Here is a 13,285-nt window from a genome sequence, read left to right as displayed (position 1 = left end):
GGTGAATCCAATGTCAGAGCGGCCTTGACGTATTCTGCCGGGCACATCTGCTTCCATTGTTATCCTCCAAAGTAATTACGGACTTCTGTTTTGAGGTTTTTGTGGCCAACGTGCTTGTGGCAATCCACGCAACGTTTATCCAGATCGCCCAGCAGATATTCTCTGTGAGCGAGAATGCCTGCCGTACGCATGCCTTGCGGGGTGAGGTTTTGATGACAAGCCCGACAGGAGGAATCATAAGTAAATTCCCTTCTGGCCTCGGCACGCCTCACCCAATCATATTCGTATGGGTCGATGATCAGGTTGTTAATGATGTCCCGCGCGCCGGTGTATGCCTTGGTAGTGACATAGTTGATCAAACCGTCATGGGGCAGGTGGCAATCCGTACACTGTGCGGCCAGTCCTTTAGCATTACGCATGCCGTGTTTGGAGTTTTTCCAGGCACTGCGAAAAGGTTTCATGGCATGGCAACTTACACAGAAAGTATCTTTGTTCGTCGCTGCAATCATGTACCCTGAAGCGAGCATTGCGCCTGTTGCTAGAACAAACCCGGTTAGAATCCCTAAAACCAGAATTCGATTTTTATTTTTCGGTGAGTTGGTCTGTGTCATTTTGCACCCTGATGCTTTATCGGTCTGAAGAACCGAAGCTTATACTAAGGTTCACCTGTGAACACGGGGCTTGTCGCCATGCGTGTTGAACGTCCTCTAAATTCATTCAGAATCAATATTAAGCTGAGTACCGGGGATAAAAAATAACATTTGTTGTTTTTTGAAAGAGGAATTATATTTTATGTATTGGAGGGAGCGGGAAGCGCGTAGCGCAATAAATGTTGTGGAGGGGGGATGAGAGAAGACCGTTATAATTTTTCAGAAAGTTCAAAGGAAAATTTCCTGATAGAGGGGATGAACTCCTGCTGGTCAGAGGTAACTCATTTGGCAAGCTTGCAGTCGTTTTCCAAAGGGCAGGTAGTTGATCAGGCCGATGATGGAATGTATCTGATGAAGGAAGGGTGTATCAGCTACAGTGTCTATTTACGTGGCGGTGAAAGGCGTATCTTGTATTTTGTGGGGCGGGATTCCCTGTTCAATGAGGCCGGGAGTATGATCAAACTGAAAGGGCGTGTCTCATTCGAATTTCTTGCGGACACCCAAGTGTATGTTTTCCCCCCAAATCTCTTTATGGATGTGGATTTTGTCCGGACATATCCGGAATTAAGCATTAACCTCTCGCAATATATAATTTTCAAGAGGATATATCTCAGCCACTTTGTTGCCAACCTATCCAATAACAAACCGATTACGCGGGTGGCTGAGCTCCTTTTGCAGTTACATGAGAACAATGCTGGGATTTATTTGAGTCATTTGGATATCAGTAGTTTTCTAGGAATTCATCTGATGACGATTTCTAGGGCTTTGGCTGAGCTTCGCAAAGAGAATATTATCGGTAAGATAACCAAGAATAAGTTTGAAATATTTTCCCCTGAGCGGTTAGCTGAGTATGCGGATTGGTAAGAAGGGGTGTAGCGAAAGATGAGCCACCCACCCCCGCAAAACCCGGAAAATTCCAAAAACCTGTTCCCAAGGGTTAAAATTAATCCAAGTATTTCAAGCGTTGGAGAACGGGCACCCCGCATGGCATTCAAGAGGCCAGGAGTTCAATTCTCCTCAGCTCCACCAGATATTTCAAGGAGTTACGACAATAGTTGTAAGTCCTTTTTTCGTTTGGGGAACCGGGCGGGGAACATTTGTGGTTCACCTGTTTGGTGATTTTGGGAGTCAAAGACTTTGGGTGTAGGTGTCATTTCACTATCGCGGCTCTTGTCTCGTCTTACGGGGCACAAACAACCAATGGGCGGACCCCCATTTCTTGGCAAACTCCCATGAAAGAGGACAAAATCCAAAAGAGTTGAGTATAGTGTGGGCGGCGTTCGATCCCAGTCTTTAAATCAACAAGTATTTTTTGGAGTTTAGATTTTGATATGAAGTCAGCTACAATAACCATTTGCCGTACGGTATTGGGGTAGGAACTGATTTCTTCAAATGAGCGAACTATATCGCCTGAATTTTTACGTATTCTACTAATTTTGGTTGTTATCTTATTAGCATTGAATGGTTCTGCCCATTTATGTGTTATTTTTTTCTTAAATTCTTCGGTGTCAATAAAAATGCGACCTATATTTTTCTGAGCTTGCCCGATGACATCTTGTAGTTGTGATGCACTTGATGACGTTCCATGTTTATGTTTCGATATGTAAAATGATATCTCAGGATTACTTCCGCCACCACGCTTGAAGCCTATGTGGTCAGCCCATTCATCTCCCAAGTCATCGCAAATAAGGAAGTCATCCTTGGAGTATATGTTCTCTACGAAGTAGAATAGGGACTCACTGTGAAATTCGGTAGAGTGTTCGGTAAGGTGTTTAAAACCTTTTTCAGATTTGACGTTTACTAGAGAATCATCAGTGATGAATGAACTAAGAAGTCCTTCTATGTCTCTCAGTATTTTAGTGTCTTGAAATAGGTTGCCATTGCAATACAGCAGTTTGTGGTCATCGAATGAAACATGTAAAGCTCTTTTTTTTCTTAGCAATATGTGTAGTTTTTCTTCTATGAAATCATCCTTGTATATGATGTTTTTTAATATTCCTCCTGTCGCAGTGATTGTTTTTTTATTCAAATTTAGCGAGCAAATATTAAAATCTTCCAATTTTACAGTATAGTCATCCCCATGTTGTTCGACGACAAAGGTGTTTTTGGCTGTAGTGAATAGCCGCTCACGCTGTCTATTTTTTAGTGGGATTATTTTCTCTCCGTCTTTGCACAACCAGTAGAGTTCAGCATTTGGAGAGTTTTTCAAATCTTCTTCGATTTCATTGAGATCAAAAAAAACACCTAACGGTTTTAATTCGTTTCTCTTTTGTTCATATGATATTGGCTCTGCGAAATTTTGTAAGAAATCGTCCAATGTGTGCCCTAATTTGATGTCCGAAACAATGGACATGGTCCATTGAGCAATTTCATCAACACTGGCCTTTTTAGTGTAACTACTTATCCTTGATGAAACTGGGGTTATGGACACGCAGGTGCCATCTGTTCTTTTCTTTAGGTTCTTAGGTATTTGTCTGTTTGTGCCTAAACGGGAGATACTTTTTTTAAGGTTCATGGCTTCAAGCTTTTTGGATCTTACAGCTACTGGTGAAGTATTTAGTGAATTTAGGGTTATGCTTTCATAAGCTGCCTCTTCATGTTGAAAAAGGCTGCATAGTTCTTCATAATTTATTTTTTCAAGATAACCTTTGATGACGGTTGAAATATCGTTAATTTTGTCTTTAAAAATGAATACATATTCGTCATGCTCAATGAGAAGTAGGTAGCCGTGGATTTCATTTTTTATTGGCGTATTCTCTAAAAAAGTCGGCTGGGTTTTAAATTTTACGAGTAAGCAAGACCATTTGTATTCATTTCCGTCGGTACCTCTAATTACTTGTTTTTCGTTAATGATCGGATGACCAACCCTTCCTGAAGATGCAGTGGTAAATAGCTTCGTCAGAAATTTTTTCGTGATACGACTTTTCTTCCTGTATATAGTAGAAGTGTAGGTGATTCGTAGGTTCTCAATTGTTGGCATTATATATCGACCTTCTATGGCTGTGATTGGAGTTGTTATTAGTTGGTTAATTCCATGAAGTGTCTTCTCTTGTCAATTGGTAGGACCGACCTTTGGACAGTTATATGTTCTAGGGTTAAGTACGATTCATTGTTAGCTTATTATTAAACCAACAAAAAATGCCAGCCCCTCCGAAGAAGGACTGGCGCGTTAAGGTTTGGTTGTCGAGTTATTTGATTAAGGAGTGGCAAAACAGGTGAGCTGGGTTGCAAGAGCCTGTTTGTCACCTTCCTGTGCGCCTAGAAGGTCAATTGAACCATCTTTCGGATACCAATACAGTTCGCCACCGTTTAAAAGATGGTAGATGTATCGATTGGCCTGAGTTTCCCAATGACCTTGAACACCGGATTGATCAACGTGGTATTTAAGGTTTGCAGGGGAGCCAAGGTATCTATTCTGGTGATAGTTCTGAGTTTGCATTTCGTTATTTTCATACATATTTTTCATTTTGAATTCCTCTTTTTTAATTATTTCTGGTTTAAATGCGATGCCGAGGACCCTGTCCCCGACATCGTGTTTTCTACAGTTGAGGTAATAAGTTTACAGCACGTATTTTTTCATTTTTCTGGACATGATAGTACTGGTCAGCGGTCATCTTCGTTGAGGCATGGCCTAGTATCGCTGACACAGATGCTAAATCTGCCCCGTTATTAAGTGCTGAGGTTGCATGTAAGTGTCTAATATCATACGTTATAATGCTGTCGGGCAAGCCTGCTCTTTTGCATGCATTTCTAAATCCTTTGCGTATGCTTTTGATCGGCCTACCATTATACTCGACCAAGTACGGTGTGGTCGCGTTTTTCCGATATTTTCTTAGTTTGCTAAGGAATCTATCGGTTACAGGTATTGTCCTCCATGTGTTTGTTTTTGTGGCGAAAACTCGCACTTGTTTATTTTCCCAGTCTACCCATTTCCATTGCAAAGAGAGTAGCTCACTTTCTCCAGTGCGGACCCCAAGATTAAAAGCAATCTCGATAGCCCACGCTACATGCTGTGTGGCATGTTTTATGATTAATTTGAGCTCATCTACCGATAGCGTGGATTGTCTGGGTTTTTCCTTAGCCTTCTTCCATTTTTGTAATGGATTCTGTTCGGTGTATCCTTGGTCTACTCCGAAGTTGAAGATGATCTTCAAGTAAGACATGTAGCGATTACGAGTAGTAGGGGAGTTGTCGGCGTAGCGTGACATCATGAATCTCACAATTTTTTTCTGCGTGAGTCTGTTCACAGGTACAGTTCCCAGTTCAGGGAGTATGTGGTCGTTCATGATGAAGGCGAAGTCTTTGAGCCAACGTCCTGCTTTGCCCTCACACTTCTTCTGATCAATGTATAATTGAGTCAGCTCATCAAGGTACATGTCATCGTGATGAGGATTGATGTTTGCGCCGATTTTCTTCTTCAGCTTGACCTCAAGGTCGAATGCTTCCGCATTTCGTTTGTCTTGAGTTGTTTTGCCAAAGGTTTGGGTTCTCTGTTTTCCGAATTCATCTCTGTATTTGACAAACCATGATCCAGTTTCAGGTCTTCTATGTACACTCATGTTACACCTCCAACTTTTTAAGGCTTCTTTTGTTAGTAAAAGTCCTAATTTTAAAGCAGTTGGGAGTGCTCATCCACGTGTTCAATGTTGAGGCCGCAAATCTATTTCGATTAGGGCCACAACGAGGAACCTGATGTTCTGTTGCAAGGTGTCTGAAATGGTCCGGTGAGTAACCGCAGTATTCGGCGGCGTTTTTGAGATTGTAGAAAGGACCAGTAATTTCAACTTGATTACATAATTGCTGTTTCTCCATTTTGATGTGTATTCCTTGAACCAAAAAGATGATTGGGCAATAGCCTCCCAATGAGGCACCCCGTATGGGTTTGCCTGCTCTTCAAGACGCAGTGAATATCGTGAATAATAATGTCGAAGCTGTGTGCTTCAGTAATAGGTGTCATCCGTCAGGGATGACTTGAAGATTAACTGCCCTGACTTCTGACAGGGTTGGGCTTACGATGATCGTTTCCCGATTCCCAATCTCTGGGAGTGAGTTGTAAGGAAGGATAAAATCTCCCATTGTCTAATCTTCTACGCAAATAGTCTAGAGATAGTCAAGAAGAAATCTAAAAAAACTTTCCACCCCCCGACCCGAAGATCGGGGGGAAGTCCATTACCACTGGACTAACCTACTTTTGTAGGACCTTTTGTGTGTGCTGTGCACGAACCCAATCAAAAGTGTGCGGACAACCAGAAGCCCTCCATTCATTATTGCAAATGCAAAATGAAACCCATCCGGTATGTTGTTGAGCCCTAACCCTTCTGGAGTCCACTTTTGATATGGCTCACATATATGGAATTTCTCTATATAAAAGCTGATTATACAAATCCAATGACAACAAAACGTTCGTTTTCTTTTACACTTTTTAAGCGCAAATCTTAAAATAAAACGTGCCTTTTCTTTTACTGTTATCGTAAAATTAAATTGGTTTTGGGGTTTTATTTTACACTGAAGAAAACGGAGCAGATTATGACCAAAGTAGTTGCCTATATGCGCGTCAGCACTCACAAGCAGGACACCGAGAATCAGGAACTGGAAATTCTTAGATATGCCAGCAGCAACGACATGAATATCGACCACTGGTTCAAGTTGGAAATATCTTCTCGGAAGTCCTTGAGGGACCGCCGCATCGATGAGTTGATGGATATGTTGGCATCTGGCGATACCTTAATCGTGTCGGAGCTTTCTCGACTCGGTAGGTCTCTTTCCCAGATTGTGGCTATCGTGGATGAACTGATAGAAAGGAATGTGACGTTCATTGCTATCAAGCAAAACATGATCCTTGATGGCAAAAACGATATGACTGCCAAAATCCAGATTGCTATGTTCGGTGTACTCGCTGAAATCGAAAGAGACCTTATCAGTGACCGTACTCGTTCTGGTCTGGCTCGTGCAAAGGCTAACGGCAAAACGCTTGGTCGTCCGAAAAGTTCTCAGTCTTCAATATTGGATGAAAAAAAGAATGAAATAGCAGAGATGTTGGAGAAAGGAATTTCAAAGGCCTCCGTAGCCAAGGTCATGGGGGTGTCAGGCCCTGCCCTTCATTATTTTTTGAAAACTCGACAAATTGCGCGATAACCTTATCATTCGCAAAAAAACCGTACCCCATTGGTAAGCACGGTTTTCTTTGAAGACTACTTCTTTGCATCAGCGTCTTCTTTCTTTACTGCTCCCGCAGGATTTTCAGTATTTTCCTTGTTTTCCGATACCACCTTCTTGAGAATGATCTTGCTACCGTCAACGATTTCAATATTGAATCGATCTTCATACTTGAATTCTCCCTTGAGCATGTTCTTGGTCAGGCGCACCTCACCTTTGAAATTCACCATGGGCAATTTCCTGTTGCCCTGCTTATACAGGCCCGGAACTTCGTAGAACTTACGATCCTCATTACAAAGACGCATGATGTGCTGACGCAGAGATTGTTTTGAAGCTATACCAAGCTTCTCCTGAATCTGATCTGCATTCAGCTTATCATCAACGATCATTTTACGAAGTTCATCAGCATTGTACTTGCTTTCGAACATTGCCTTGCCAGTGCCAGATGTATCCTTTTTAACCATGCCTACCTCCGTTTATTGGCGTTTCTTCTTTTATTTCTATATGTTGAGGTAGAAAGTTAAAATTTTAAGCTGTTTTTTCAGCAAAAAGGCAAGAAATCGCCCATAATTGGGGTTATCCTGCGAGTTTTATGTTTTGGGTATGGGAAGGTTAGAAAAAATGTTTACTGCGAGGATATGGGGTGTTTTGTCGATAGAATTTTTATGAATTTCAGTATCATACAGCCGAGGACCCTGTAAGAAGCAGGTTGGAGAGCAGTTTTACCTGAACACCAGTTGTGAAAACTGAAAAATTATTCCCTTACATGGAAAGAAGGTAAGCTGATTTCGATAACTGATCTTCAAGGAAGGACTCGGTGACCAAATAAAAATATGTATGCATCGGGAGAGGCTGCCAGCCACCATTGAAATTGCAATTTCTGCTACTCCGAAATTCACAGCAGGAATTTATAGCTGGCGGTCTCATCTTCCATGATGGACATTTTCTGAGGGACCTCGGCGTTTGTCCTTCAATAATATATATGCATTGAAGAAGGAGGGTGGGTAGCCCTCCGATTTTTTACCGACAGTATGGACATTAAAAAAATGTGGGAAATGTGACCACCAGAGATGTCCTGCCCATATTGGCTACATTTTTTTTACCCCTTCGGGGTTTGGAGTGAAAGGAGGGCAGATCTTTTTGAAATACTTTTTGCTCTGTATTGATACTGAATAAATGTGGGAAATGTGGTCAATTGCATCTATATTTTGAATTATTTTTATTTTGCGTTGACGAGTTGCTCTTCAGTGTTATCTGTTTAGAATGAAGAAAAATACAAATAAAGAATACAAAACAGATGTTGAGGTGTATGCAGATATTCCAGATCTAGAAAGTTTGCAAGAATATGATAATTATATAGCCAAGAATCCATTTTCAGAATCAGAAAATATCAAATGCGACTTATCTTTAGATTTTGTAAGACTTTATACCTACTCAGAAGATCTAAATATTTGTCAAACAGATCATTTTTTAAGACTATTAAATATATCTTCATATAAAATTAATAGAGGTCGCGGTAGCTTCGATATAAATATCAATGAACACCAATTTAAAGGCTATTTTTGTAAATGCTACAAAGAACGTTGCTACTTTGGGTTATTACTAAAAGTATTTCAACCAAACAGAGAAGTACTTGATAGTATTGTTAACCTCCTTAATTGTAGATACCTTATCAGTAAGGTTGAATTTACTGCCGACCTCTATTCTGATAATATTACGGCCCTTTTTGGTCTCATCAAGAACACACTGACATTGAAGTGGCCCGGTCAAAATTTTCGATATGATGCTGGGACTGTTTATCTGAATAATGTGCGTGAGAGTCGAACAATGGGCGGGCGAGCATACGTGAAGGAAAAAGACGAGGATTTTTCAGCTAGGGTAGAGATCGTTGCTAAACGTCCATACTTTAAAAAAAATAAGATAAATTCGCTTGAGCAACTTTATAACATCACAGGCGATCAAATCTATTCTAGGTTTGCTTTCAAAGAAGTAAAAACAGCGACAGTTGATCGGAAAGCAAAAAAAGTTGCCGCGAGAGACTTCCCTAAAGTCGTGGGCGAGATCAAAATTGCGGACTTCTGGGTAATGGCGACCAATGCTGCTGTCAGTCACACTCTTCGTGATGGGGTGGCTGATATGGGTAGAGTTCTCCGCGCGATGCTGGGCAAAGGAGTCTATATGCAATATAGTCCTTTTCACCAATCATTTTTTAAGGCTGTCGAAGGAAAAACTTTTATATAATTCAATCAGGTTTTTGACATGCGCGGAAAAGAAATACCCCGATAGGATAATGGGCTCATCCTATCGGGGTAATTTTTTAGAGTATCAGGTTGAGGTCTAGATGCAGGTAGTATTTTTTTACCCCATTAATCATTTTTCTAGTTTCTATTGTTTTGGGGGCACGTTTCTTGACCTTGCCAGCATCGTTTAATTCTTTGTGAATCTTCTTCTTTTTCAAAGCTGCCCCACCAAACGTAGAGAACATTGATTCTTGATAGACAGCATAGGCTTTGTCAGGGATGAGGTACATGTTTTGCTTTTCTACAAAACCCACCTGTTCTCCTTGTGGCTGCCATTGATTATTGGTGTCGTCTGTGCGCACCCAGCCATATTTTTCAGGATTGACAGGAGTGTTACCATCAAGGTTTACGAGGTGGCATTTATTGCTAGCTAATGCTTGTTTAAGAGCAAAAATATATTGTTCAGCGTCACCATCGATAAGATATTTCTGCTGTTTCTTTGCTAGCTGGATCAAAGCATCATTGGCTTTTGCCGTCAGCTGCGCCACCTCTTCCTCGGTAATGACATCATAGTCGAAGGCATACTCAAGGAAGAATTCAAAGGTAGCCATGAATTCAGCAATATTACCCGGTACTCTATGGTGCAGTGATGACAGGAAGCCAAACTCATCGCAAAGTTCAACCTGACGAGACTCAAACTTTTCTACGATTGCATCGCCTTTGCTGATTAACCATTGAATAAAACCGGAACCACATGCAACGAAGGAGCCATCTTTAGCTGCCTGTTTGCATTTATTCAGTGCTGTACCGTCAAGAGTGTCTTTATCAAATTGGAGAATTAAAACTCTCGCAGCTAAGGATTCCCCTACTATAGGTTGTTCCCCTGTAGCGACAATTAACCCACGAGGTTCTTGGCTTTGGGCTAGGCAAGTACTTTTAGTCTGTCCATTTGCCTGTGTTCGGAACAAGATCTCATCTTTTCTGTTCAATTCCTTCTTGTTTCCATTTTTTTCAACGCGATCATCAACAACTGTCACCACCGAATGCGTGTTTCCAACAAGCTTGCTCAAGTATGGTTCTGAACTGGTGTAGGAGGCGGTGGGCTGATAGTAGTTGGGGCCTTTTTGGAAAAAACCTAGAATGAACCCTGCAGAAGTGCTTTTGCCTGTGCCACTTTTTCCATGCATATAAAGAGAACAGCTGGATCGGGATAATCCCGCTAGGATACCTCGAAAGGGGGCTATGAGGATTGGTATTGAAATATCCAATGGAGCTAAACTGAGTATATCGAGAGTAGCGTCTATTCCGTCAGATATTTCAGTTTTGGATGAGATGTATAGATTTGAACAATTATTGAATGGTCCACCGCTCAAGTCAGTTTTCACATGAGTAATATACCCCTCATAGTCAAAAGCCCCTTTACTGCTAAGGTAGCATTCCTTGCCATCAATTACCGTGAACCCGGTTCTTTCATATACCTTTTCGACGGTTATAGCGTCGGAGGGACTTAATTCTAGTATAGCATCGCGTATAACCTTGTAGCTGCCACTGTATTTTCCCCTTGTGCCAATGTAATTGCCCAGCCATCTTTTGTCTTCAAGCTCGTTTGCGGTGATCTCTACAATTTTTGTGTTGTCACTATTCTCAAAATAGATCTTTATAACATATGAGCGTGTCAGCTTTCCACTTGCTGAATAGCGTTCTCTTTCTATAAGTATTTCTGCTATAAATGCGGTAAGTTTTTTTTCATCAAGTTCTCCCTTATTTTCAACGTTGCGGTAGTATGCGTTGTTACGGATAAAGACTCCTTCTTTAGAGTCGGTGGAGGCATTGGTTAATGTCTCATCTGAAGCTGTGATAGTAGCAATGACGGCTTGTTTGTAATTTTCAATACTGGCTCCTTGGCCTACAATCTTTGCACATATACGGTTAAAAGCATTTTCATCGTGAGCTAGGAGATTGGCACCGGCAGAAACCATGCCATCATCAAAGGTGAAGTCTCCGTCGTGACAATTTTTGACTATCTTTGCCTCTAAACCTAATTCAATTATTTCAAGATCAGGTGTTGTTCGAGATATTTGTTTTTTGGGGGAGACAGGGGACGTTGGATAATTCATGCGACCTCCTTGTTATGTCGCTTGTTTTCGTGCTGGAGTTGGGAGAGGGCAGACCACGAGAGTCATGCCCTTTTTTGCTATTTGTGCGGTTCAGTTAATATTCAAGGCATGCAGCAAGGTCTTTCGCAGCAACAAACACATCGTTTCCTGTCGAAAACACGGGATAGCCCTGCTCAAGAGTGCTTCCAACTACAGATTTGCTATCAACGCCAACTAGTTCAGCATAATAGTCAACGTTTAAAAGAGCTGAGGTTTGGGCGAGAGTGAATTTTTCTGACCGAATTGCGATGTCATGGAGGTCGAGTATGCGATACGTGGCTTCAAGCATATCGGTTCCCTCACTGATCGATTTATCGATGTATGGAATCAGTTCACAAGTGACGTTGCTTTGACCAAGGTTGCACAGAGGAATCGATTTATTCTTGAGCGTTGAATTGACATCTTCACAAGTGGCGAAAATATCTTCTTCGTATGAATAGAGAGGACAGTCAGCCTGCGCTAGTTCGGCAGTGAGAGTGTTAGGGGATATATGAAGTTTATTTGCGATCTCGTTGATACGGACCATCTGGGTTGTTCTACCGACATTTTTGCCGTTGCGTTCGGCTACGACAGGGAAGGTTGTGTCCGGGAATTCAATGAAATGTATATTAGTCATAATAGACCTCTTTCTTTTATATTATTAGATGTTTATGCTTTTTTTGCTGCAGCATGTTTATAGGTGTACGCAAGCGATGGAATGAGTTAAAGCACAAAGTGCTGGCCTCAATTTATGGTTTTGTTTTTTTGAGCGGTGCACTTTTTTTTATGTCAAAATTATAGGCGGTTGTGATTGTGGCTAAATTCGATACTGAGAGAATAAGGACACTTGAAGAGGTCCTCCGTCGGTTGCTTTTGCTATATTCCATAACAAAAGGGAGAGATTGGGAGGCTTGTTTAGGCGACTTCTGGGATAGGGAAGATCGATTTATTTCAAAATATTCGTACCATCATACTGAATTTGATGAACCTGCTACTGATTCTGATTTAGCTATGGATTACCTTATGGGATTAGATGATTTTGAAGATATTAAGTTGCCCCTTGAAGAGATAAAATCTGTGTTTAGACCTATTTTTGGTGAGGTCAGTGATTTCATAACTCCCGAAGAAATTCAGCGAATGTCGCAGGTAGGGGAAGACTCAAGTAGCTATTGTGATCCAGATTTTTTTGATGCTTTTACTGAAAACGACGTCGTAGCGCAGCCCGGCTTTTCCTTAAATTCTCCATTTGAGCAAGACGGTGACGATTTATTTCTATTTTTGGGAGCGGGTAATGCTGGAACTTTGCGCGAAGACTTAGCTGATGGGGTTTCAAAAATACCAATTCTGATCACTCCTCGCTCTCTGAATGTCTTTAACAAAATAATGAGCGATTTTAGGCAGGACCTAATTAGAATGAGCGATTTTGGGATAAATATCGTGGAACGAAAATCTGAATCAATAGAAACATCAGTCTATAGAAAGACGTTTAGTTTTTTTAGTTCCAAAAGATACTACAAAAAAAGATATATATATACTTTGGCTATAAATTTTCAGAATATGAAAGGGGATGATACAAATATATTTGGCACGTCACAGTATCTACCTATTAGAGATTCAAAACCAATATTTCCTACAGTAGATGATGTTTTTAGTGGGGTATGGAGGTCCTTGGCAAGTTTTACAGTCTCTGTGCTAGTTTCATATTTTTATTTATGTAAGACCTATAAAAAAATTAGAGTGTGTTCGAGTTGTCAATCTTTATTCTTACCTAAGAAATATTATGAAGATGGTGGTAAGTACTGTAGCGAATCATGTCGGTATAAATTAAAGATAAATGTTAACGAATTGAAGTGCTATAAAAGACATGTTAAATACTATATGAATCGCATTGATACGGTTAAAGACCATATGCGTAAATACCCTGAGGGGAAATATAAAAATATCTACATACCTGCAATTCCATCGAGTGATATTTGTAAAGTGGATAAATGCCCTGAAGGAGAAGAAAAACCTAACCGTGGCAGATGTGGCGTCTTTATGGACGTATTTAGTGATGTTGCTAAGGCTTACGACGAGATTAAGTTGTGTAGTAAAAGGAACTAGT

At 40.9% G+C, this 13,285-nt stretch carries 11 protein-coding genes; 4 read left to right on the top strand and 7 right to left on the bottom strand.

Features of this window, described 5'->3' with window-relative positions; all coding sequences use genetic code 11:
- Positions 1 to 59: 59 nt before the first annotated feature.
- Positions 60 to 611 (bottom strand): NapC/NirT family cytochrome c, encoded by a 552-nt coding sequence (locus ACKU40_RS11300; RefSeq protein ID WP_320172905.1) that lies wholly within the window; start codon positions 609 to 611, stop codon positions 60 to 62.
- 234 nt (positions 612 to 845) lie between these two features.
- On the opposite strand from ACKU40_RS11300, the gene ACKU40_RS11295 reads away from it, so the two are divergent.
- Positions 846 to 1,514, top strand: coding sequence for a Crp/Fnr family transcriptional regulator (locus tag ACKU40_RS11295; RefSeq protein WP_320172904.1), 669 nt, complete (start codon positions 846 to 848; stop codon positions 1,512 to 1,514).
- 316 nt (positions 1,515 to 1,830) lie between these two features.
- Here the strand turns inward: ACKU40_RS11295 and ACKU40_RS11290 are convergent, their stop codons facing one another.
- From ACKU40_RS11290 to ACKU40_RS11280, 3 genes are all read right to left on the bottom strand, one after another.
- Positions 1,831 to 3,630, bottom strand: coding sequence for a hypothetical protein (locus tag ACKU40_RS11290; protein WP_320172903.1), 1,800 nt, complete (start codon positions 3,628 to 3,630; stop codon positions 1,831 to 1,833).
- A gap of 216 nt (positions 3,631 to 3,846) precedes the next feature.
- Complete coding sequence (locus ACKU40_RS11285) at positions 3,847 to 4,116, bottom strand: hypothetical protein (protein ID WP_320172902.1); 270 nt, start codon at positions 4,114 to 4,116, stop codon at positions 3,847 to 3,849.
- 73 nt (positions 4,117 to 4,189) lie between these two features.
- A complete protein-coding gene (locus tag ACKU40_RS11280) occupies positions 4,190 to 5,209 on the bottom strand; it encodes a tyrosine-type recombinase/integrase (RefSeq protein WP_320172901.1) in 1,020 nt (339 codons plus the stop codon).
- 967 nt (positions 5,210 to 6,176) lie between these two features.
- Here ACKU40_RS11280 and ACKU40_RS11275 point away from each other — a divergent pair.
- Positions 6,177 to 6,785, top strand: a complete 609-nt coding sequence (locus ACKU40_RS11275) for a recombinase family protein (RefSeq protein ID WP_320172900.1) — start codon at positions 6,177 to 6,179, stop codon at positions 6,783 to 6,785.
- A 56-nt stretch (positions 6,786 to 6,841) separates the two neighbouring features.
- Here the strand turns inward: ACKU40_RS11275 and ACKU40_RS11270 are convergent, their stop codons facing one another.
- Complete coding sequence (locus ACKU40_RS11270; protein WP_320172899.1) at positions 6,842 to 7,270, bottom strand: hypothetical protein; 429 nt, start codon at positions 7,268 to 7,270, stop codon at positions 6,842 to 6,844.
- Positions 7,271 to 8,069: 799 nt separating this feature from the next.
- Between ACKU40_RS11270 and ACKU40_RS11265 the strand changes: the two genes are divergently transcribed.
- Positions 8,070 to 9,047: a hypothetical protein gene (locus tag ACKU40_RS11265; protein WP_320172898.1), complete on the top strand. Its 978-nt coding sequence runs from the start codon at positions 8,070 to 8,072 to the stop codon at positions 9,045 to 9,047.
- A gap of 76 nt (positions 9,048 to 9,123) precedes the next feature.
- Here the strand turns inward: ACKU40_RS11265 and ACKU40_RS11260 are convergent, their stop codons facing one another.
- Both ACKU40_RS11260 and ACKU40_RS11255 read right to left on the bottom strand, forming a co-directional pair.
- Positions 9,124 to 11,163: a hypothetical protein gene (locus ACKU40_RS11260; RefSeq protein WP_320172897.1), complete on the bottom strand. Its 2,040-nt coding sequence runs from the start codon at positions 11,161 to 11,163 to the stop codon at positions 9,124 to 9,126.
- A 94-nt stretch (positions 11,164 to 11,257) separates the two neighbouring features.
- Entirely contained in the window at positions 11,258 to 11,818 is a 561-nt protein-coding gene (locus ACKU40_RS11255; RefSeq protein ID WP_320172896.1) for a hypothetical protein, read from the bottom strand.
- Positions 11,819 to 11,994: 176 nt separating this feature from the next.
- Between ACKU40_RS11255 and ACKU40_RS11250 the strand changes: the two genes are divergently transcribed.
- Complete coding sequence (locus ACKU40_RS11250) at positions 11,995 to 13,284, top strand: hypothetical protein (RefSeq protein WP_320172895.1); 1,290 nt, start codon at positions 11,995 to 11,997, stop codon at positions 13,282 to 13,284.
- Position 13,285: the final 1 nt, after the last annotated feature.

It is taken from the genome of Maridesulfovibrio sp., assembly GCF_963666665.1.
Lineage (GTDB): Bacteria > Desulfobacterota > Desulfovibrionia > Desulfovibrionales > Desulfovibrionaceae > Maridesulfovibrio.
The sequence above is the reverse complement of the archived record's forward strand: the minus strand, read 5'-3'. Positions and strand labels throughout refer to the sequence as shown.